This is a genomic window from Humibacter soli (assembly GCF_054779035.1).
In genome coordinates, this window is sequence record NZ_BAAGYX010000002.1 from 80,220 (window position 1) to 102,170 (window position 21,951).

Annotated in this window: 16 protein-coding genes; 7 read left to right on the plus strand and 9 right to left on the minus strand. The window is 68.3% G+C overall.

The genetic code is table 11. The annotated features are described in order from the left end of the window. Window positions 1-124: 124 nt before the first annotated feature. The 3 genes from ACYVDN_RS13545 (at window position 125) to ACYVDN_RS13555 (ending at window position 6,422) form a co-directional block, all read left to right on the plus strand. Window positions 125-3,946 (plus strand): proline dehydrogenase family protein, encoded by a 3,822-nt coding sequence (locus ACYVDN_RS13545; RefSeq protein WP_460572512.1) that lies wholly within the window; start codon window positions 125-127, stop codon window positions 3,944-3,946. A 396-nt stretch (window positions 3,947-4,342) separates the two neighbouring features. Further along, entirely contained in the window at window positions 4,343-5,116 is a 774-nt protein-coding gene (locus tag ACYVDN_RS13550; protein ID WP_460572514.1) for a C40 family peptidase, read from the plus strand. A gap of 202 nt (window positions 5,117-5,318) precedes the next feature. Then, window positions 5,319-6,422 carry a C40 family peptidase gene (locus ACYVDN_RS13555; RefSeq protein WP_460572516.1) on the plus strand — a complete coding sequence of 368 codons (1,104 nt, stop codon included), beginning with the start codon at window positions 5,319-5,321 and terminating at the stop codon, window positions 6,420-6,422. Window positions 6,423-6,476: 54 nt separating this feature from the next. Here ACYVDN_RS13555 and ACYVDN_RS13560 read toward each other — a convergent pair whose 3' ends face one another. From ACYVDN_RS13560 to ACYVDN_RS13575, 4 genes are all read right to left on the minus strand, one after another. Then, window positions 6,477-7,904: a sensor histidine kinase gene (locus tag ACYVDN_RS13560; protein ID WP_460572518.1), complete on the minus strand. Its 1,428-nt coding sequence runs from the start codon at window positions 7,902-7,904 to the stop codon at window positions 6,477-6,479. Beyond that, on the minus strand, window positions 7,901-8,671 hold the full coding sequence (locus tag ACYVDN_RS13565; protein WP_460572520.1) for a response regulator transcription factor: 771 nt from the start codon (window positions 8,669-8,671) through the stop codon (window positions 7,901-7,903). Before ACYVDN_RS13565 ends, ACYVDN_RS13560 begins: the two co-directional genes overlap by 4 nt. Before the next feature lie 79 nt (window positions 8,672-8,750). After that, a complete protein-coding gene (locus ACYVDN_RS13570; protein ID WP_460572522.1) occupies window positions 8,751-9,188 on the minus strand; it encodes an Lrp/AsnC family transcriptional regulator in 438 nt (145 codons plus the stop codon). A 36-nt stretch (window positions 9,189-9,224) separates the two neighbouring features. Beyond that, the gene (locus ACYVDN_RS13575) at window positions 9,225-10,304 is read right to left on the minus strand and encodes a DNA glycosylase AlkZ-like family protein (protein WP_460572524.1); all 1,080 of its coding nucleotides are present in this window, start codon (window positions 10,302-10,304) and stop codon (window positions 9,225-9,227) included. A 138-nt stretch (window positions 10,305-10,442) separates the two neighbouring features. Here ACYVDN_RS13575 and ACYVDN_RS13580 point away from each other — a divergent pair, with 138 nt between their 5' ends. After that, complete coding sequence (locus tag ACYVDN_RS13580) at window positions 10,443-12,728, plus strand: glycoside hydrolase family 3 C-terminal domain-containing protein (RefSeq protein WP_460572526.1); 2,286 nt, start codon at window positions 10,443-10,445, stop codon at window positions 12,726-12,728. 156 nt (window positions 12,729-12,884) lie between these two features. Here the strand turns inward: ACYVDN_RS13580 and ACYVDN_RS13585 are convergent, their stop codons facing one another. Next, entirely contained in the window at window positions 12,885-13,613 is a 729-nt protein-coding gene (locus tag ACYVDN_RS13585; RefSeq protein WP_460572528.1) for a hypothetical protein, read from the minus strand. A 441-nt stretch (window positions 13,614-14,054) separates the two neighbouring features. Between ACYVDN_RS13585 and ACYVDN_RS13590 the strand changes: the two genes are divergently transcribed. After that, the gene (locus ACYVDN_RS13590) at window positions 14,055-15,539 is read left to right on the plus strand and encodes a peptide MFS transporter (RefSeq protein ID WP_460572530.1); all 1,485 of its coding nucleotides are present in this window, start codon (window positions 14,055-14,057) and stop codon (window positions 15,537-15,539) included. Window positions 15,540-15,614: 75 nt separating this feature from the next. Here ACYVDN_RS13590 and ACYVDN_RS13595 read toward each other — a convergent pair whose 3' ends face one another. Beyond that, the gene (locus tag ACYVDN_RS13595; RefSeq protein ID WP_460572532.1) at window positions 15,615-16,265 is read right to left on the minus strand and encodes an MFS transporter; all 651 of its coding nucleotides are present in this window, start codon (window positions 16,263-16,265) and stop codon (window positions 15,615-15,617) included. 160 nt (window positions 16,266-16,425) lie between these two features. Here ACYVDN_RS13595 and ACYVDN_RS13600 point away from each other — a divergent pair, with 160 nt between their 5' ends. Together ACYVDN_RS13600 and ACYVDN_RS13605 are read left to right on the plus strand one after the other, a co-directional pair. Continuing rightward, window positions 16,426-17,727, plus strand: coding sequence for a UDP-glucose dehydrogenase family protein (locus ACYVDN_RS13600; protein ID WP_460572534.1), 1,302 nt, complete (start codon window positions 16,426-16,428; stop codon window positions 17,725-17,727). A gap of 81 nt (window positions 17,728-17,808) precedes the next feature. Further along, the gene (locus tag ACYVDN_RS13605) at window positions 17,809-18,774 is read left to right on the plus strand and encodes an acetylxylan esterase (protein ID WP_460572536.1); all 966 of its coding nucleotides are present in this window, start codon (window positions 17,809-17,811) and stop codon (window positions 18,772-18,774) included. A 5-nt stretch (window positions 18,775-18,779) separates the two neighbouring features. On the opposite strand, the gene ACYVDN_RS13610 is transcribed toward ACYVDN_RS13605, so the two are convergent. The 3 genes from ACYVDN_RS13610 to ACYVDN_RS13620 form a co-directional block, all read right to left on the minus strand. Continuing rightward, on the minus strand, window positions 18,780-19,541 hold the full coding sequence (locus ACYVDN_RS13610) for an anti-sigma factor family protein (RefSeq protein WP_460572538.1): 762 nt from the start codon (window positions 19,539-19,541) through the stop codon (window positions 18,780-18,782). Continuing rightward, the gene (locus ACYVDN_RS13615; protein WP_460572540.1) at window positions 19,538-20,044 is read right to left on the minus strand and encodes a sigma-70 family RNA polymerase sigma factor; all 507 of its coding nucleotides are present in this window, start codon (window positions 20,042-20,044) and stop codon (window positions 19,538-19,540) included. The genes ACYVDN_RS13610 and ACYVDN_RS13615 overlap by 4 nt, the downstream gene beginning before the upstream one ends. Before the next feature lie 404 nt (window positions 20,045-20,448). Continuing rightward, window positions 20,449-21,807, minus strand: coding sequence for an alpha-hydroxy acid oxidase (locus tag ACYVDN_RS13620; RefSeq protein WP_460572542.1), 1,359 nt, complete (start codon window positions 21,805-21,807; stop codon window positions 20,449-20,451). Between the last annotated feature and the right edge of the window lie 144 nt (window positions 21,808-21,951).

Sequence of the window (21,951 nt, forward strand, 5' to 3'; positions counted from 1 at the left end):
ATCCGGCCGCAAGGCGAGGATGTCTCGCGATATGTGCCCGAAGGTGTATGCCCTCACAGGCCGATCCCCCCGCGCGCCGCATTCACCCGTGCCACAGGCGGATCGGCCGAATAGTCTCGACTGCATGGCGCAGGACGACGGCATCCTCAACCCCAGCGGTGATCCGGATCTGGCCCGGCAGGCGGTCGAGCTGGTGCGGGCGTGGCTGACGGCATCCGATGCGCGGGATGCCATTCCCGAGGCGTCCAAGCGCGATCCCGCCGCCGAGCGTCTCGCGGGACTTCTGCGCGATCCACGGGGCCTGGAGTTCGCCGTCGGCTTCGTCGACGACGTCGCCCGACCGCAAGACGTCTACGTCGCCGCCGCCAACCTGCAGCGGCTGTCGCGGGCCATCCCGAGTTTCCTGCCCTGGTATCAGCGTGCGGCGCTCGCCGTCGGAGGCGCCATCGCGCCCGCCGTGCCGTGGGTGGTCATCCCGATCGCGCGGCGGGTGCTGCGCTCCATGGTCGGACATCTCATCGTGGATGCCACCCCGAGCCGACTCGGCACGGCCATTGCTCGGCTGCGCGATGGCGGGGCATCCGGAACGAATGTGCGCCTCAACCTCAATCTGCTCGGAGAGGCCGTGCTCGGCGAGCGCGAGGCGGAGGCGCGGCTAGCCGGAACCCGTGAGCTGCTCGAACGCGACGACGTGGACTACGTGTCGATCAAGGTCTCCAGCGTCGCGAGCCAGCTGTCGATGTGGGCGTTCGACGAGTCCGTGGCGCGCGTGGTGCAGCGGCTCGCGCCGCTCTACGCGTACGCCGCCGCGTCGCCCAGCCCCAAGTTCATCAACCTCGACATGGAGGAGTACCACGACCTCGACCTGACCATCGCCGTGTTCAAGCGGTTGCTGAGCGATCCGCGGTTGATGAAACTCGAGGCAGGCATCGTTCTGCAGGCCTACCTGCCCGACGCGTTGGATGCCCTGCAAGACCTCACCGAGTGGGCGCAGAACCGCAGGGCCGCGGGCGGCGCCGCCATCAAGGTGCGCATCGTGAAGGGTGCCAACCTGCCGATGGAGCGGGTGGATGCCGCACTCCACGGCTGGCCGCTCGCCACATACGACGCCAAGGTGCACACCGACGCGAACTACAAGCGCGTGCTCGACTGGGCGCTCACCCCGGAGCACACCCACGCCGTCAAGATCGGCGTCGCCGGGCACAACCTGTTCGACGTCGCGTACGCCTGGCTGCTCGCCCGAAGCCGAGGGATCGACGACCGCATCGACTTCGAGATGCTGCTCGGCATGGCGACCAGGCAGGCGGACGCCGTCGCCCAGACCGTCGGCGGACTGCTGCTCTACGCACCCGTCGTGCATCCTCGCCACTTCGACGTGGCCATCTCGTATCTCATGCGACGGCTGCAGGAGAACGCCTCGAGCGACGACTTCCTCTCCGCCGCGTTCGAGCTCACCGAGAAGCCGAACCTGTTCGAGCGAGAGAGGTCGAGATTCTTGGCTTCGATCGCGGAGCTCGACGCCGAACCGGGTCCGCGCGGTCTTGCGCCCCTTCCGAACCGCAGGCAGGACCGCGCACGTGAGTGGGTCGAGTCCGATCCGACGACGCTGTTCCACACTCGGCCCGCTCCGGTCGACCCTGCTGCGAAGGCCGTCGAAGAGGGGCTCACCGGGGTGGTCCTCGGACTGGATCACCGTGCACTCCAGTTCGGAGGCCGGATGCCGGAGGCGGAGGACACCGCAGTCGTCGCCGAACCCGTGTCCGTCGACACGTCGGCCTTCGACACGGCGACCCTGCACACGTCGGAGACCGCCACGATCGGCAGGAGGGCGGCGAAGGCCCGCGCAACCGGCAGCTCGAGCGGTGCGACCGGCACCGTCGGTGCCACCGGCAAGGCCTTCCGCAACGAGTCGGACAGCGACCCCTCGTTGCCGGCGAACCGCGGCTGGGGTCGACGCATACTGACATCCGTCTCGACGTCGACAGAGGGCTACGACACGCTTGCCGCTGCGCGCATCGACGACCCCCAGTCGCTGGACGCCCTGCTCACCACCGTGCAGGCGACCGGTGCGCAGTGGGGTACCATCCCTGGAAGTGCGCGGGCGGCTGCGCTGGACCGGGTGGGTCTGGCCCTCTCCGCCAATCGCGACCGGCTGATCGAGGTGATGGCCGCCGAGACCGGCAAGACGATCGCGGAGGCCGATCCCGAGGTCAGCGAGGCGATCGACTTCGCTCACTACTACGCGGCTCGGGCTCGTGAGCTCGACACCGTGCAGGGCGCACGGTTCGTGCCGTCGAAGCTCACCGTGGCGACGCCGCCGTGGAACTTCCCCGTCTCCATCCCGGCGGGCAGCGTGCTCGGCCCGCTGGCGGCGGGCAGCGGGGTCGTGCTGAAGCCGGCTCCGCAGGCAAGGCGCTGCGCCGCAGTGCTCGCCGAGTGCATCTGGGAGGCGGGCGTTCCGCGTGAGCTGATGGCGCTCGCCGACGTGGACGAGGGACCGCTCGGTCAGGCATTGGTCTCCGATCCTCGGGTCGACAGGGTCATCCTCACCGGCGCCTACGACACCGCGAGGCTCTTCAAGAGCTGGCGGCCCGACCTGCCGTTGCTCGCCGAGACCAGCGGCAAGAACGCCATCGTGGTGACTCCGAGCGCCGACATCGATCTCGCGGTCGCCGACATCGTGAAGAGCGCGTTCGGCAACGCTGGGCAGAAGTGCTCTGCGGCGAGCCTGGTCATCCTGGTCGGATCGATGGCCAAGTCGCGCAGGCTGCTCGATCAGCTCGCCGACGCTGCGGAGAGCATCTACACGGGGTGGCCGGAGCAGCCGACGACCTGGATGGGTCCGCTCATCGAGCCCGCCGCCGGAAAGCTCGCGTCCGCGCTCACCGAGCTCGCGCCGGGAGAGGAGTGGCTGGTCACCCCGCGCAGGCTCGACGAGTCGGGGCGGTTGTGGTCCCCGGGCATCCGCACCGGTGTGCAGCCCGGGTCCTACTTTCACCAGACGGAGTTCTTCGGCCCGGTGCTCGGCGTCATGCACGCGCGAACGCTGGAGCAGGCAGTGACGTGGCAGAACGACGTGGACTACGGCCTCACCGCCGGACTGCACTCGCTCGACGCCGACGAGATCGAGTACTGGATGTCCGCCGTGCAAGCCGGCAACCTCTACGTGAACCGCGGAACCACCGGAGCGATCGTGCAGCGCCAGCCGTTCGGCGGCTGGAAGCAGTCGTCCGTCGGTCCGGGTCACAAAGCAGGCGGCCCGAACTACCTGTTCGGGCTCGGCACGTGGATCGGCGACGCAGGGTCATCCAGCTCGAGCCTGCACTTGCGCGGCCTCGACAGCAGGGTGACCGAGCTGATCGAGTCCGGCCAGCCGTCGATGAGCTACGAGGAGTTCGACCTCGTGCGCCGGTCGGCGCTCAGCGATGCGATCGCGTGGGCGACCGAGTTCGGCGTGGTGCGTGACGCCGCGGGCCTCGGCGTCGAGCGCAACCTGTTCCGCTATCGCACGACGCGGGCGAGCATCCGGCTGAGCGAGGGCGTCGGGCTCCCCGCGTTGCTGAGGGTGCTGGGCGCAGCGGCCCTCGCGCGCGGGCGCTTCGACGTCAGCACGCCGAGCCGGCTGCCCCGGCCGTTGCATCAGGCGCTTCGCGAGCTCGCCGTCGTCGAGGCTGTCGAGTCGGATGCGGCATGGATGACGCGAGTCGCGACATCCGGCGCCGCAGTCGACCCGGAGAGCGGCCGGAGCGATCGCATCCGCCTGATCGGCGGCGATGCCCGCGCGCTCGCGCGCGCCCTCGGAGACCGGCTCGACGTCACGGTGTTCTCGGGCCCCGTGACAGCGTCGGGACGCGTCGAGCTGCTGCCCTTCCTGCGCGAGCAGGCCATCTCGATCACGAACCACCGCTTCGGCAGCCCGACGTCGTTGACAGCCGACGTGATCTGACAGACGCGTCCTTCCGCGGGTCGAGGAGCTCCAGCGCGCATCTCGAAACCTGACATGCACCGGCGGAGAACCTGACCATCTCCTGACAGCGCGACCGACGGGATGACCGACCTGGGCGCATCCTGACGCGCCAGAAATCCTGGTCAAGTGACCAAAAACGTTGCGATTCCCCTCCCGTCGAGATCCGCATCAGCATGCGGATCGCTCAGGGATCATATGCGTTCGCATAGGCGGGTCGAGGAGCCTCGACGTGGTGGCTCGGGCGGCCGCATCGCCGTCCATGAGCATCCTGAGAACCTGAACGGCTCCTGGCAGCGCGGCACAGGCGCCAACCTACGGTGGATCACGGCCGGCTGACACCGGCCTTTTGTTTTGCCCCCGACCAGGTTCACACTCATGCGCTCATCCACCCCCTCAGACGCCGACAATCCGGGCCCGCGCCGTTCTCGCCGCACCCCGCGCCACCTCACGCTCGCGGTCGCAGGCATCTCGTTCGGGCTCGTCGCCAGCCTCACGACCGCTCTCCCGTCCTATGCAGCGCAGGCCGAGGCCGTGCACCAAGCCGCGCACACCACCACGGCGGGCTCGAGCACCGTTGTGCATCCCAGCAAGGCGCAGGTGCAGAGAGCCGCGCTGAGGAACGAGATTCTCGCGGCCGCCCAGAAGGGCGACGTGCAGCACCTGAGCGTCTCCGCCGCTGTCGCCGCGCCCACGATCGAGAAGGACACCTTCGCCACCGTCGACGTCGTGGCCAATCTCGAGAAGACCTACGGCATCGCGCCCAACTACGCGCAGCAGCTCATCGGCGCGAGCAACCCGAACGGCAGAGCCGCCATCATCGCCACCGCGCTCACCTACCTCGGCGACCCGTACGTGCTCGGCGGTGCTTCGCACAGCGGCATCGATTGCTCCGGCCTCACGATGGTGGCCTACGCCGCCGCAGGTGTTGGGCTTGCACACTACGTGCCGGATCAGGATGCCGTCGGCACCCAGATCTCCGGCGCCGACGCGCGCCCCGGCGACCTCGTCGTGTTCGACGACGAGGATCATGTCGGCATCTACATGGGCGACGGCATGGTGCTGCACGCACCGACAGAGGGCCGCAACGTCGAGCTCGACCCGCTCAGCAGTTGGACCGGCATCGCTTACCACTTCACCCGCCTGATCTGAGCCGGCTCGCTCTCGCCCCCGTAACGCCAGTGGGACAGCTGTCGACACTGGGAGCCCTCTCAGTTGCGTCCGATCCTCAATCCGTTAGGGTGGAACAGGTCGGCTTAGCCGTCCGCATTTAGGGGGACACGGTAGTCAGATAGTCCGTACCCCGAGTGCGGAAACGGGAGCAGGCTGGGAGCGAATGGGTCGGAGAGTAGCGGTGGCCGCGTCAGGTCACCCCGAGCAGACCGACGCGGTTCCGGCGACGCTCGCATCATCCGCCACTCCGTTCGACCAGATCATCCAGCCCGGCAGTGCGGCACCCATCGTTGCCGAGTCGCCGGTCGTCGCGCCGGCAGCCGTCGTGCCGACGGCGCCCGCCGTCCCGGTTGCCGAGACGTCCTTACCTCTTCCCGCTACGCAGCAGGCCTTCGCGTCGCGTCGTGCTCGTCGGGATGCCGAGCGCGGGGTCTCCCAGGCTCAGTCACCCGTGCAGGAGGCCGCGCAGTCGACTCCGACCGCGCCCCCCGCGCCGTCGACTACATCGTTTACCCGCGGTCGCGCGGAGCGCAGGCACGAGTCGGGCAACGGTGCCCACGAGCCCAAGCGCTCCCACAGGCCCGCGAAGAGCCAGGCCCACCAGCCGGCGAAGCGAGCGCACAGAGCACCCAGCTCCCGCACGCCGATGGTCATCGCATCGGGTGCCGTGCTTGCGCTCATCCCCGGTCTCATGATCGCGGCGCCCGCCAACGCGGCTGAATCGCTCAGTCCGGATCAACTGCAGGCCACGATCGCCAGCAACTCACGCCTGATCGCCCAGAAGCTGACGGTGTCGTCGGCCGTTGACGGCACGAGCGTGCAGAGGGAGAACTACGTCGCGAGCGCGATCGCCGGCATCGTCTCCGCGGAGTCCGGGCCGAGCGGATCCGGCGTCGCCGTAGCCCTCTCGCAGGCCCTGCAGTACGGCGGCGCGAGGGAGAAGATCGTCGAGACGGCGCTGACGTACCTCGGCGATCCGTATGTGCTCGGCGGGGCATCCCACGACGGCATCGACTGCTCCGGGCTGACCATGATGGCCTACGCCAGCGTCGGCGTCTCGCTTGTGCACTACGTGCCGAACCAGGACGACATCGCAACGCCGATCACCGAGGCGCAAGCGCAGCCCGGCGACCTCGTCTTCTTCGACAACGATGACCACGTCGGCCTGTACCTCGGCGGCGGAATGCTCATCGAGGCGCCGGACTACGGCATTCCGGTGCGCATCGTGGCGGTCTCGAGCTGGGACGGAATCCCGTACCACTTCGGCCGCATCCTCCAGGGCTGACACCGTCCACCCCCTCCCCGTTGGCCCTGCAACGCCGCGGGCCACCCCGAGGCTCTACTCGTCGGGCTCCGCAACAGGCAGCATGACGTGCACGGTAATCCCGTCGATGGTGTTCTGAGACAGCTGGATGTCGCCGCCTGCGGCATCCACCAACGCGCCGACGATGGCGAGGCCGAGCCCGCTCCCGGTGCTCGTGGCGCGCGCGACATCCACGCGGGTGAACCGATCGAACGCGACGGGGAGGAAGTCGGCGGGCATGCCCGGTCCGTCATCCACGATCGTCAGGTCGACGGATGCCTCGCCGCGTGTCAACGTCGCGGTGACGGTGCCCGCGCCCTTCTCCGCCCCGATGGCAGCGATCGCGTTGGAGATGAGGTTGTCGGCGATGCGACCGAACTCCTGTTGGGAGAGGCTCACGGTGCCGTCCTGCACGGGGCCCTGCTCCACCTCGAAGTCGATGACGCACTGGACGCCGCGAACGGCTGCCGCCTGGCGCATGCGGTCGATCGATGACGCCAGCTCGTCGGCGAGCTCGCTCCAGGAGCTCGTGCCGCGCGCCTGGTTCGCCTCGATGCGCGAGAGCTCGAGAAGGTTCGTCGCGAGCGTCGAGAGCCGCAGGACCGTCTGCTGCGACTGCCTCACGTCACCCAGCAGCGCGTCGGCGTCACCGGCGTCGAGCTCCGCCAGTTCCAGCTCACCGCTCAACACGGCAAGCGGTGTGCGAAGCTCGTGGCTGGCATCCGACACGAGCTGCCGCTCGCGATCAGCTGAGGCGCGCAGGCCCTCGATGAGCCCGTTCAGCGTCGTCGCGAGCGCAGCGAGCTCGTCGTGCGCCGGGGGAACCTGCAGCAGTTCGGAGGCGTCCGTCGGTTCCGCGATGCCGGACTGCTGGCGTCTGGCGAGGGCATCAGCCTGCTGTCGCATCTCGTTGACCGGCCGCAGCGCCGTGCGCGCGAGGATGTACGACGCAAGGGTGAAGCACGCGACGAGGATGACGGCGCCGATCAGGAGCGCCGCGTTCAGGCGGCCGAGCACGAGGTCGTTGGCGTCTTGGTTGCGTGCCGTGACGACGTGCCACACGCCCTTCGGGGTCTCCACCGGTGAGCTGCGCACGATGTACTCGCTGCCGTGCACGGTGACGTGCGTCGTCGTCTCGTCTGCGGAGAGCGGGGCTCGACCGTATGGACGCAGATACTTCGGCAGGCTCGTCGTGCGTACCGTGCCGGCGGGCGAGATGATCGCGATGTACTGCCCGTCTCCCGGGGTCGCGTCGCCGTCGGACGGGTTCCGCTGCAACTGCTCCTCGAACGGCTCGGCATCGTGCCGCAGCAGGGTCAGCGTCGCGTTGTCGAGAATGGCGCTGACACCCATGCGGATGCCGATCACGGCCACGATGCCGATCAGCACGGCCACCACGAAACTCCCCGCCGTGATGCGGGCGGTGATCGAGAGCCGACTCGTGAGTGTGCGGAGGTGGATCACCGTCGGCTGGACGGCTCGCGGGAGTCGGGGTCGGACTCGTCGGCGTCGGCCGCGCTGGATGACTGGCCTCCGACATCCGTCTGCTTGAGCGTCTCCAGGCGATAGCCGAGACCGCGCACGGTGGCGATGCGGATGCCCGTGTTCGCCGCGTCGAGCTTGCGACGCACATACGACACGTACTGGTCGAGCACGTTCTGGTCTATGTGCTCGTGACCGCCCCAGATGTCGTCGAGGATGTCGCCCCTCGTCACCAGCTCGCCCGCGTGCGTCGCGAGCAGACGCACGAGCGAGAACTCGCGCGGGCTGAACGCCACCTGCTTGCCGTCGACACTCGCCTTGTGCTCGAGAGAGTCGATCGTGAGGTTGCCGACCCGCATCGTCGGGTTGTTGGAGGCGTCTCTGCGCAGCAGCGCGCGCATCCTCGCAGCCAGCTCCGCGAACGCGAACGGCTTGGTCAGGTAGTCGTCTGCACCGGAGTCGAGTCCGAAGACGCGGTCTTCGACGGCGTCGCGTGCCGTGAGCAGAAGGATCGGGATGGTGCGCCCAGACTCCCGCACGCGCCGGCACAACTCGAAGCCGCTCATGCCGGGCAGCATCACGTCGACGGCAAGGGCGTCGACGGGCGCATCGCGCAGGGCGATCAGTGCGTCGACCCCGTTGTCGACGGACGTCACTTCGTAGCCTTCGGCGGTCAGCCCGCGGCGCAGGAGGCGTGCCATGTCGGCGTCGTCCTCCACGACGAGCAGGCGTGCAGTTGCATCTTCCACGAGGTCATCGTCACAGAATCCGCTGTGCGCGTCGAGAGGGAATCCTATGGGTCCCTTCAGGTTCGGCTGGGTGGCGTCGTCACTCGAGGTCGCGGTGCACCAGCTGCGAGAGCACGATCGCGCTGCGCGTGTGGTCGACGCTCGGGGCGACGCGCACGCGCTCCAGCGCTGCCTCCAGGCTCGGGATGTCGCGCGAGCGGATGCGCAGAATGGCATCCGCGCTCCCCGACACCGTGCACGCCTCGGCGACCTCGGGCACAGCGGAGAGGATGCGCTGCAGCTCGCTCGGCGATACCGTTCCGCGGCAGAAGAGCTCGACGTATGCTTCGGTGCTCATGCCGTCGATCGTCGGGTCGACGCTGATCGTGAAGCTGCGGATGACCCCGTCGGCGACCAGCCGGTCGATGCGGCGCTTCACGGCAGAGGCCGACAGCCCCACCTTCGACCCGATGTCGCCGTACGACGCGCGGGAGTTCTCGCGCAGCAGGTCGATGATGTGCCTGTCGAGGTTGTCCACGCGGGAATCCTACGTGAGCACTGGTCCTGGCGAGCTCTACGCGAACTCGACGGCGACGCCGAGCCACTCCCCGAGGTCGGCGATCTCGGCGTTCACCATCTCGGTGTCATCCGGCTCGAACGGGGTGAGCTCGTACACAGCACTCACGCGGAGCACGTCGCGTTCGCGGTCGACAGCGGCGTCGAGCATCCCGACGAATCGGTCGCCGATCAAAATCGGATGAGCGAAGAAACCGTATCTGCGCTGCGACTTCGGTTTGAACTGCTCGAGCACGTAGTCGAAGTCGAAGATGTCGCGAAGACGCGGGCGGTCGAAGAGCATGCCGTCGTAGGGGCTGAGGAACGCGACGCGTCCGCCGGCGTCGTCGTTCAGTGCGGCGATCGCCTGCGGATCCACCCGCCACTTCGTGCGCAGGCCCTCGATGGTGGCGGGCTCACCGGCCTCTCCGACGGGCGTCCATGGGGACTTCTGCTTCGCAAGACCGGCAGCTTGCAGCCTGCGCTCGTTGAGCATCCGTGCCGCGTCTTCTGGCTCGTATTCCGGAAGGTCGGTCGGGTAGACGCGTTCCGCGACATCCCATACGCGATGCCTGCCCTCTCGGCGCGCCACCGCGATTCGGCCGGCGCGCGAGAGGAACTCGAGCATGTGCGGCACCTGGTTGGGGCCGTACCAGCCGGCCTCGTCGGCGCGGGCGACCGCTGCGGTGTCAGGGATGTCGGATGCCAGCAACGGCCCGTCCGCGCGAAGCCGAGCGAGCACGTCGTCGCGGAACTTCTCGTTCGCCGCGATCCACTGCTTGGTGCTGTCCCTGAGCCGTCTCGTGCGCATGCCGGGAAGCATGAGCGGCAGAAGGGTGGTCGGGTAGAAGCTGCCGTCGAGCTCGAACAGCACCCGGTCGAGCTCGACCGCCTTCTGCAGTTGGCCGGGCTCGTACGACCAACCGATACGCGACCACGGGATGGTGTGCTGAGCCGGTGCGATCGTCGCGGTCGGGTCGATGCTGATCCTGCCGATCTGCTCGGCGACTTCGACGACGTCATCCGGTCGCTCAGCATCGAGCAGCTGGGCGCGCACCACGATGCGGCGAGCCTCGTCCTTCGTGAGCTGGTGGGTCACGCGAACGAGGGTAGCCCCCGCCGTAGAGTCCAGCGGCGCCATTTGCGCTCTATTGCGCCACTTGGGCTGGCGCTGTCAAGCGCAAGTGGCGCTGTCGCGGGGTGGCCGCCCGATCACCGTGGGTCAAGAATGGACGGCATGGCCAACGACGTCGATGCCCTCCTGTCCCAGCTCACCCTCGAAGAGAAGGCCGCCCTTGTCACGGGCGACGGCTTCTGGCATACCGCGGAGATCGAGAGGCTGGGCATCCCGGCCATCACCCTCAGCGACGGACCCCATGGCGTGCGTCGCCAGCCGCCTGAGCAGGAGAACGGCATCGGCGGCAGCTTTCCGGCGACCTGCTTCCCGCCGGCTGTCGGCCTCGCGTCGACCTGGGATGCCGAGCTCGTCGAACGCGTCGGCGAGGCGCTGGGCGACGAATCCAACGCGCTCGACGTGCAGGTGCTGCTCGGGCCCGGCATCAACATCAAGCGCTCGCCGCTGTGCGGACGCAACTTCGAATACTTCTCGGAAGACCCGCTGATCGCCGGCGAGCTGGGCGCGGTGCTCATCCGGGGCATCCAGTCGAAGGGTGTCGGCACATCGCTCAAGCACTTCGCCGCGAACAGCCAGGAGACCGACCGCTTCAGGGTCAGCGCCGAGATGGATGAGCGTACCGCGCGCGAAATCTACCTGTCGGCGTTCGAGCGAGTAGTGAAGACCGCGGCGCCGGCCACCGTGATGGCCGCCTACAACAAGCTCAACGGGGTGTACGCGACAGAGGATCGGTGGCTGCTCACCGACATCCTGCGCGACGAATGGGGATTCGACGGCGTCGTCGTCTCCGACTGGGGAGCGGTGAACGACCGCGACGCCTCCGTCGCAGCGGGACTCGACCTCGAGATGCCGGAGTCCGAGGCGGGGCCGGCGGCGATCGTTGCGGCAGTTCGCGCAGGATCCCTCGAGGAGTCTGCTCTCGACACCGCGGTACGCAACGTGCTGCGGCTGGTGTTCGACCACGCGCACCTCAAGGCGGACGCCTCGCGGGCCCTTGCGGTGCCCGACGAGATGGTGAACGCCCACCACGAGCTGGCCAGGGAGGCGGCATCCAGAGCGGCCGTGCTGCTGAAGAACGAAGGCGGCATCCTTCCGCTGAGCCCAGACGCGTCGATCGCCGTGATCGGCGAGTTCGCCCGCAACCCGCGCTACCAGGGTGCAGGCAGCTCGCAGATCGAGCCGACGCGGCTGGATGACGCCCTCACCGAGATGCGCCAGATCGCCGGTCCCAGCGTGAAGTTCGCTCCGGGGTTCACCCTCGACGGCAGGCCGGATGGGGGCGAGCTCCTGCGCGAGGCGGTCGCCGTGGCCTCAGCAGCCGAGGTGGTCGTGGTGTTCCTCGGGCTGCCGTCGCAGGCCGAGTCGGAGGGATACGACCGCGAGCACATGGACCTGCCATCCAACCAGGTCGCGCTGCTCGCGGAGGTCGCTGCCGCCAACCCCAACGTGGTCGTCGTGCTGTCGAATGGGTCGGCTGTGCGGGTCTCCGGGTGGGATGGCGGTGCCAGAGCCATCCTCGAGGGATGGCTGCTCGGGCAGGCGGGTGGTGGTGCGACTGCCGACATCCTGTTCGGGGTCACGAACCCTTCAGGACGCCTCGCCGAGACCATTCCCGTCAAGCTCGAGGACACCTCGGCGTACCTCGACCTGCCGGCCCGCGACGGACACCTCGCGTACGGTGACGGCGTGTTCGTCGGCTACCGCTGGTTCGACGCGCGGCAGCTGCCGGTGAGCTACCCGTTCGGGCACGGACTGTCGTACACGAGCTTCGAGTACTCGGGCCTGTCGACGAGCGTGGAGGGAACGGACGACGACCTCGCCGTTCACGTCTCGGTCACGGTGACCAACACGGGGAGTGCCGCGGGACGCGAGGTCGTCCAGTTGTATGTCGCGGCCCTGAGCGCGGAGGTGCGGAGGCCGCTGAACGAGCTGCGCGGATTCCAGGTCGTTCCGCTCGAGCCGGGCGAGAGCCGCGAGGTGTCGTTCACGCTCGGATACCGCGACTTCGCGTACTTCCACCCCACGCTGAAGCGCTGGTACGTGGAGAGCGGCGCGGTCGACATCCTGGTCGGGGCGAGCTCGCGGGACATCCGCGAGCAGGGAAGCGTCGAGCTGCGGATGTCCGTGCCCGTCGTCCCCCTCGACCGTCAGTCGTCCCTCGCCGAGTGGCTGCACCACCCGGGCGGCCAGCAGGTGATCGCAGGACTGCTGCAGCAGGCAGCCGCCCAGAACCCGGATGCCGTCGACATGTTCCAGAACGAGGAGCTGATGGCGATGATGGGCTCGATGCCCCTGCGCCGCATCGGACGATTCCCCGGAATCGGCCTCACCGACGACCAGGTCGACGCGATGGTCGCCCAGGCGAACGCCGTGGCGGCCGCCGGCTGACGCCGCCCGGCCGCCGGCTGACGCCCCCCGGCCGCCGGCTGACGCCGCCCGGCCGCCGGCTGACGCCCCCCGCCGCCCCGCCGATTCGTACGCCAGTCCTCGTGGCCCCACCTGTTTCGTTTGCAAATAACGCTGTTCGTTGTTCGCGGAACAGCATTATTTGCAATCGAGACGGGGAAGAGACCGTGATCGGTGCAGGGGCGGCACGAGACCTGCCTCGATCGCTCGGCCAAACGCCGTGCGGACGGCGCCAACGATGGTCGTCGGGTCCTGGATGTCGAGGTCGGTAGCTCGTATCACTCGCCATCCTGCCTGCTCCAAGAGCACGACGCGACGAAGATCCGCACGCCACCGACGCTTGTCTTCGCGATGTTCATCGCCCTCGTATTCGATGGCTATGAGCGCCCACGGATACGCAAGGTCGGGATGCAGGATGCGACCGCCTGCCACGGAGACGGGGTGCGCGATCGTGGGCTCTGGCAGCCCTTGGGCTATCAACGTGAGCCGCAACAGAGACTCCCGGCGGGAGTCGACTCCGGTGCGGATGCGCGGCAACGCCCAGCGGATGCTCACGGCCCCTGGCTGCCTCCCGAAGCGCTGCGCCGCATCCACAAGGTCTTCCAGCGAACAGAGCGGTGGCGTGCGCGAGCCTCGCTTCAGCCGCTTGCCGGAGACGAGGTAGTCACCGGCCGCGACAAGATCCTCCCTGGACAGGAGCGATGCGAGTTGGCACCAGACCTCTGCCGGGGGAAAGAGCGGAAGCTCCTCGAGGTAGTAGGGCGCGGCATCTGCCACTTTGTGGCCGATGACTCCGCGCGTGCGGGGAGCCGCTCCGGCGGTGGCGCCGACGTGCACGTCGACGATGCGTGCGAGATCGAGTGGCAAGGGGATGTCCAACAGTTGAGCCGCGGTGACATGGCAGAACCGTTGGCCTGCACGGAGCCGCGGAACGTAGATGCGCGCTCGCTCGAAAGCGTCCTCGAAGTGGAGACCAACGCTTCGAACCCCATGGAAGGGGCGGTCGAGATCAGGTGAGCGGAGGCGACCATCGCCGAGCTCGTGGAAGTTTCGCTCAGAGACGTGGAATGACGAGCCGCGCAGATGCGGGGGAAGGGGGACTCGCGACGGCACGGGGCCAGTGTCACAAACCGCGCAACTCAGCGGAGTCAGCTTTCCACATGCGCGCTGCGCGAGCGCAGGGGCGCACACTTTTCGATTGCAAATAACGCTGTTCGAGCCGAGGCGAACAGCATTATTTGCACTCCAAACGCGTGGCTGCGCGTGGGTGCGCTGCGAGTGCAGCCCTAGACGCCTAGCGTGGGGTGCATGAGTGCGGACGCGGGGGCGCCGACCGACACGGGTAACTCGACGCGGGATCCCAACGAGAAGACGTTCTTCGCGCAGCCGAGGTCGCTGTCCAACATCTTCGGCGTGGAGATGTGGGAGAGGTTCTCCTTCTACGGCATGCAGGGCATCCTGCTGCTCTATCTCTACTTCTCCGCTGCCGACGGCGGGCTGGCCATGCCGAAGGCGATGGCGGCGGGCATCGTCGGGGCGTACGGCGGCGCGGTCTACCTCTCCACGATCATCGGCGCATGGATCGCCGACCGGCTGCTCGGCTCGGAGCGCGTGCTGTTCTACAGCGCGATCGTCATCATGTGCGGGCACCTGTCGCTCGCGCTCATCCCGAGCTATGCAGGTCTCGGCGTCGGTCTTGTGCTGATCGCAGTCGGTTCCGGCGGTCTCAAGGCGAACGCGACGACGGTCGTCGGCACGCTGTACACCGAGAAGGATCCGCGGCGGGATGCCGGCTTCTCCATCTTCTATCTCGGCATCAACCTCGGTGCGTTCCTCGGGCCCCTCCTCACCGGGCTGCTCCAGTCGACCATCGGATTCCACTACGGATTCGGACTCGCCGCCGTCGGCATGGCGATCGGCCTCGTGCAGTACTCGTTCGGACGCAAGCGGCTCCCGGCTGAAGCGCGCCAGGTGGCGAACCCGCTGCCGAGGAAGCGGTACGTGCTGTGGGTCGTGATCGCGGTGGCGGGGGTGCTGGTCATCCTGGGCCTCGTGCTCGGTGGGGTGATCCGCGCAGACAACCTCTCGATCGTGGTCATCGTGGTGACGATCGCAGCGGCGGTGGCGTACTTCGTGGTCATCCTCACGAGCAAGCTGACGGATGTCGAACGAAGTCGCGTCTACGCGTTCATACCGCTCTTCATCGCGAGCGCGGCGTTCTGGTCGCTGTACCAGCAGCAGTTCACGGTCGTCACCTTCTACTCCGACAACCGGCTCAACCGGGACATCTTCGGCTGGGAGTTCCCGATCTCGTGGGTACAGTCGATCAACCCGATCTTCATCATCATTCTGAGCGGGGTGTTCGCGGCGATCTGGACGAAACTCGGCGACCGGCAGCCACCCACCCCGATCAAGTTCGCGCTGGGCACGATCATCATGGGCGTCGCGTTCCTGTTGTTCCTGCCGTTCGCGGGTGGCGGCAAGAACAGCACACCGCTGATCGCGATGGTGGGCATCCTGCTCGTGTTCACCGTTGCGGAGCTGCTGCTGTCGCCCGTGGGGCTGTCGGTGTCGACGAAGCTGGCACCGAAGCGGTTCCACGCGCAGATGGTGGCGTTGTTCTTCCTGTCGGTCGCGCTCGGCACCGCGCTCAGCGGGCAGCTCGCCGAGCTCTACTCGCCGAAGACCGAAGGGGTGTACTTCGGTGTGCTCGGCGTCATCGCGATAGTGATCGGTGCGGCGCTCGCCGCGATCACACCGATGCTGCGTCGGCTGATGGCCGGGGTTCGGTGAGGGGTTTCGAGACGCGCCGCTTCGCGGTGCTCCTCAACCAGCGGTGGACGCGGCGCTTCGCGGTGCGGTGAGGGACTAGTGCGCCAGCACTCCGAGCTGCACGATGAACCAGATGGAGACGGCCGTGCCGACCGCGAGGGCGGCTCCGCCTGTGATGATGCCGGTGAGCGCGAAGCCGCGCGGGCGTCCGCCCAGGAACGCGACGATGCCGAACGGGATGGCGACGAACGCCGGAATCCAGGCCGCGAGGCTCAGGCCGGGGATGATCGCGCAGACGGCCGCCGCGATGCCGACGATCATCGAGACGAGCCCGAAGTGCGGATGGCGCCTCACCGGCTGCTGAGGCTGGTCGCTGCTCAGCGCCCAGCGGATGGAGGTGGCATCCGGGGTGGGGTAGCGCGGCGCCGCGGAGTACTGGGGCGAAGCGTACTGCGGCTCGGGCGAGTAGGTATCCGGCCCCGGGGAGTATGGGTCGGGCGCCGCGTAGGGGGCCGGCGCCGCGTAGGCGACCGGCTCGAACGCCGTAGCAGCCCCGACCGGGCGCATCACCGTCGACTCTTCGAGGTCGGATGCGGTGGATGTCGCGGGAGCCGCCACCACAGGAGCCTCAGCGTCACGGCGGTGAGCGGTGCGCGAGATACCCGTCCAGTCGGACCCCGACCAGTAGAGTTCCTCCCCGTCGTTCCACGGGTTCGGGTACCAGCCAGCCGGAATCGCGTCAGCCATGCGACGAATCCTAGTGGCTGCCGCAAGAGGTGTAGCCGGCGGTCCGGCACCGGGTGTTCAACCCCGTCGGGTACCGTCGGCACTGGCGCCACCGCCGACCGCGTGCGGCGTCGAGTAGGGCATCCGACTGGGCGCACGCGCCCTGCCACGAAGGGCGAAGATGAGAATCTCGGTGACCGGCTGCGGGTACCTGGGCGCGGTGCACGCGTCAGCGATGGCGAAGCTGGGGCACGACGTCATCGGCGTCGACGTCGACACGGCCAAGATCGAGCGGCTTTCGAAGGGCGAGCCTCCGTTCTTCGAGCCAGGACTGCCCGACCTGCTCACCGAGTCGATCGCGTCCGGTCGTCTGCTTTTCACGACCGACATCGCCGCTGCCGCCGACGCCACCGTGCACTTCATCGCGGTCGGCACCCCGCAGACCGCGGACGGCAACGCCGCCGACCTTCGCTACGTCGATGCCGCCATCGACGCTCTGCTGCCCCACCTCGGCCCCGGCCACGTGGTCGCAGGCAAGAGCACCGTACCTGTCGGCACTGCGGCACGGCTCGCCGAGCGCATCGAAGCCACCGGAGCCCGGCTGGCGTGGAACCCCGAGTTCCTGCGTGAGGGCTACGCCGTACGCGACACCGTCGAGCCCGACCGCCTTGTGTACGGGGTGCGAGCGGATGACCAGGCATCCGTCGCCGCTCTCGACGAGGTCTACGCCCATGCCCTCGAGCTCGGCACACCCCGCATCGTCACGGACTTCGCCACGGCTGAACTCGTCAAGGTGTCGGCCAATGCCTTCCTCGCCACCAAGATCTCGTTCATCAACGCGATGGCCGAGATCGCGGAGGCGACCGGAGCGGATGTTACTCAGCTGGCCGACGCCATCGGATACGACACCCGCATCGGCCGTCGGTTCCTGAATGCCGGGGTCGGTTTCGGCGGTGGATGCCTGCCCAAGGACATCCGCGCCTTCACGGCACGTGCGGAGGAGCTCGGCCGAGGTGAGGCCGTCGCGTTCCTCAAAGAGGTGGACTCGATCAACCTGCGCCGCCGCCGTCGCGTCGTCGACCTCGCGACGGTGGAGCTCGGCGGGTCCGTCGTCGGGCGCAAGGTCGCGGTGCTTGGCGTGACGTTCAAGCCGCACTCCGACGACGTGCGCGACTCCCCTGCACTCGACGTCGCTGTGGGGCTCAAGGGACTGGGCGCGAACGTGGTCGCGGTCGACCCGAAGGGCATCCAGAACGCCAGGGCGCGGCATCCACAGCTCGACTACACAGATGACCTGTCAGATGCCCTGCGCGGCGCCGACCTGGTCATCCTCGTCACGGAGTGGCCGGAGTACATCGGGCTCGACCCCGTCGCGGCGCGCGAGCTCGTTGCCGGGGCGACGGTCATCGACGGCCGCAACGCCCTCGACCGGGCGGCGTGGATGGCTGCCGGCTGGCGGTACCGCGGCATGGGCCGCGACTGAGAACGGTCTGCGATCCTGCCGTGCTCCTCACCCCGCGGTAAGGGGCCGGTTCGACGGTGCGCACGCCAATAGGCTGGTGCGATGTTCACCGATCTCCCCGAGCGCGAGCTCCGCGCCTATGTCAGCGACCAGCGCGAACCGGACGACTTCGACGCATTCTGGGAGAGGACGCTGAGCGAGGCGCGCTCGTTCCCGCTCGACGTGGTCGTCACTCCCGTTGAGACCGGCCTGGCGACCATCGACACGTTCGACATCACCTTCAACGGGTTCGGCGGACAGCCGATCAAGGCCTGGCTGCGCACCCCGGCCGGCGCCACCGGCCCGCTCCCGACGATCGTGCAGTACCAGGGGTACGGCGGCGGGCGTGGGCACGCTCTGGACAGCCTGCTCTGGGCATCCGCCGGCTATGCGCACTTCTTCATGGACACGCGCGGGCAGGGCTCGGCGTGGGGTCTCGGCGACACGGGCGACCGCGACGGCAGCGGGCCCGCGTACCCGGGCGTCATGACGCGGGGCATCGAGAACGCAGACACCTATTACTACCGACGGCTGTTCACGGATGCCGTGCGTGCTGTCGAGGCAGCACGGTCGCTGGATGTCGTCGATTCGTCCCGCGTGGTGGTGGCCGGTGGCAGCCAGGGCGGCGGCATCACCCTCGCGGTGGCCGGACTCGTTCCCGACCTCGCCGGTGCGTTCCCGCGGGTGCCGTTCCTGTGCGATTTCGCGCGGGCGTCAGTGATCACCGACGGATTCCCGTACAAGGAGATCGGCAAGTACCTCGCGGTTCATCGCAACAGCGTCGCGTCCGTTCACAACGTGCTCAGCTACTTCGACGGCGTGAACTTCGCCAAGCGCGCTACCGCGCCTGCCTGGTTCACGACCGCTCTGATGGACGAGATCTGCCCGCCCTCGACCGTGTTCGGCGCTTTCAACGCGTACGCAGGGACATCCAAGGAGATCGACGTGTGGCCGTACAACGGACACGAAGGCGGCGGCGTCGAAGACGACGTGCGCATGATCGAGATACTGCGGGAGCTGTTTGCTTGAGCGGCTCAGCCGGTCCGAGCCGGCGTGGGGGCGCTGCTCGGGGTCACCGACGTGGCGAGGAGCACCTTTCCGGTGGCGAGCGACCGCAGCTCGATGCGGGTGATGTCCTTCACCGGGATTGACGTCGAGTCGGTCGTCCTCACGACATCGCCGGGGCCCGCTGACCAGGTCGAGACGCGGTCCGTCGTCCCGTCGCTCGCGATGACCCAGAGTCCGTAGTCCCACCGCTTCGCCTGGGCGGACGGGGTCGTCTCCGCATACTCCTTCCACCAGCAGACCATGTCGATGGAGGTGCCCCACTTCTTCGGGGTGAGCGTGACGTCGGCGCTGAGTTCGCTGGATGTCGGCGACCCCGGTCCCACCTGCTGCAGGCTCGTCGCAACGGAGGCCGTCACCGGGCCCGTGAACAGCGCGGGCGTGACGAAGGCGACCACCGCGGCGATGACCGCAGCAGCGAGCACGGCCCCCGCCGCCGACCAGCGGCGCAGGCGCCGACGACGGTTGACCTTGTGAACCAGCGAGGGAAGCAGATTCGGGGCATCCGGCTCTGCTTCGTCGAGCAGGTCGAATGCCTCATCGCGCTTGAGCGTGCTCAGCAGGCCAGGGATGCCTGCCAGATCGCTCAGCGCGGCAGAGCACGACGGGCAGTCCGCGAGGTGCTCCTCGTACGCGCGGCGGTCGGCGGGAGCCAGGGCGCCGAGAACATAGGCGGCGTCCCAGTCCGCGAATCGGTCGTTGGCGCGCTCTCTGGTGTCGCGGTCGCTCATCGGGTCACCCCCTTCTCCTGCAGTGCGAGCCGAAGCGCTCGCAGCCCGTAATGCATGCGGGACTTCACCGTTCCTTCCGGGATGCCGAGCATGCCGGCGATCTCCTTCGTCGATCGCCCCCCGTAGTACGCGTGCACCACGACGGCGCGGTGCTCCAGCGACAGCGTCGCGAGAGCGTCGGCGACCAGCCACGCGTCGAGGCGGGCGTCGGTGTCGTCGTTCGTGGCGGCATCCGGAACGGTGTCCGTCGTGATCTCGTGCTGGTGCCTGGCGCTGCGGGCGCCGTCGATCACGAGGTTGCGCGCGACCGTGAACAGCCATGCTCGAGCGGATGACTCGCTCTGGTCGAGAACGCTCGGCTTGCGCCAGGCCCGCAGCAGTGTCTCCTGCACGATGTCGTCCGCCTGCGCGGGGTCTCCGGTGAGGTGCACGACGTAACGCCAGAGCGCCGGGGCGTGCTCGTCGTGCAAGGCGCGCAGGAGGGCCGCGTCGTCAGCCGTCATGCAGTCTCCCGTCGTCTCGCCTCGTGTTCAGTGTGCGCCATGCCGCGTTGATCGGATATCGATCCTTCATGACACGAGATGAGCGGCGGTTCGGTTCACCCTTCTTGGGTTGTGGGAGTGTCTCTCGCTGGTTGAGGAGCGCGGCGGAGCGGTGCGCTCCCCGCAGGTTGAGGAGCGCGGCGGAGCGGTGCGCTCCCTTCTGGTTGAGGAGCACGGCAAAGCGGAGTGCTGCCCGCTGGTTGAGGAGCGCGGCAAAGCCGCGTGTCTCGAAACCTGCCCGCCCGTTGGCAGTGGGTTTCGAGACGCGCGCGGCTTGCCGCGAGCTCCTCAACCCGCGGTATGGCGTGAGGGTTTCGAAACGCGCGCGGCTTTGCCGCGAGCTCCGCAACCCGCGGTAACGGAGGTCAGGCGCCCTTGGCTGCCTTCGTCGCTGCCGGCTTCGCCGCGGCCGAGCGGGTGCGGGTGCTCGCGGTGCGAGCGCTCGACGTGCGCGGGCGGGCAGGTGAGGCAGCCGCTGCCTCTGCAGCTGCGCGCGACACCGGCACGAGGCGTGCCAGCTGGGTGACGTGCGACGGGTTCAGCTCCTCGAGCGAGGAGACCCCGAGCAGCCGCATGGTGCGGCGCAGCTGGGTGGCGAGGATGTCGATGGTCTTGTCGACGCCCTGACGTCCGCCGGCCATCAGGCCGTAGAGGTAGGCGCGCCCGACGAGGGTGAACTTGGCGCCGAGGGCGACGGATGCCACGACATCCGCACCGTTCATGATGCCCGTGTCGACCATGATCGTGGCGTCCTTGCCGACCTCGCGCACGACGTCGGGCAGCAGCCAGAAGGGCACGGGGGCGCGGTCCAGCTGGCGTCCGCCGTGGTTGGACAGGATGATGCCGTCGACGCCCAGGTCGATCAGCTTCTTGGAATCCTCGACGTTCTGCACGCCCTTGATCACGATCTTGCCTGGCCACAGGTCGCGGATGACCGCCAGGTCGTCGTAGCTGATCGTGGGATCCATCGCGGCGTCGAGCAGGTCGCCGACCGTTCCGCCGGTCGAGGAGAGCGATGCGAACTCCAGCGGGGGCGTCGTGAGGAAGTCGATCCACCACCACGGGCGCGGGATGGCATTGATGACCGTGCCGAGCGTGAGCTGCGGCGGGATCGAGAAACCGTTGCGCTTGTCACGCAGTCGGGCGCCGGCGATCGGGGTGTCGACGGTGAACATGAGGGTGTCGAACCCGGCGGCTGCGGCGCGGCGGGCGAGTGCGTAGGAGATCTCGCGGTCGCGCATGACGTAGAGCTGGAACCAGTTGCGTCCGTTGGGGTTGGCCGCTTTGACATCCTCGATCGACGTGGTGCCGAGGGTCGAGAGCGTGAACGGGATGCCAGCTGCGCCCGCTGCAGAAGCGCCGGCGATCTCGCCCTCGGTCTGCATCAGGCGGGTGAAGCCGGTCGGGGCGATGCCGAACGGCAGCGACGAAGGACCGCCGAGGATCTCGACCGACGTGTCCACGTCGACCGCCGGTCGCAGGATGTCGGGGTGGAACTCGACATCCTCGAACGCCTGGCGCGCGCGGGCGAGGCTGATCTCGCTCTCGGCCGAGCCGTCCGTGTAGTCGAACGCGGCCTTCGGGGTGCGGCGCTGCGCGATCTTGCGCAGGTCGTAGATGGTGTACGCGGAGTCGAGCCGGCGCTTCCTCGCGCTCAGCTCCGGCTTCTTGAACTGCATCAGCTGCGCGAGCTCGCGCACGTTGGGGAACTGTCTCTCGACCATGTGATTCTCCTTGGGGTCTGTTCCGGGTCTGTGTCTGTGTCTGATCTGCGTCTGTGTCTGATCTGCCGGGCCTGCGCATAACTCCTGCAATTCGTCCGCCGGCCGGTCGGTGTCTGCCGTGTTCCGGGCTTCGGTGGCCGGGCA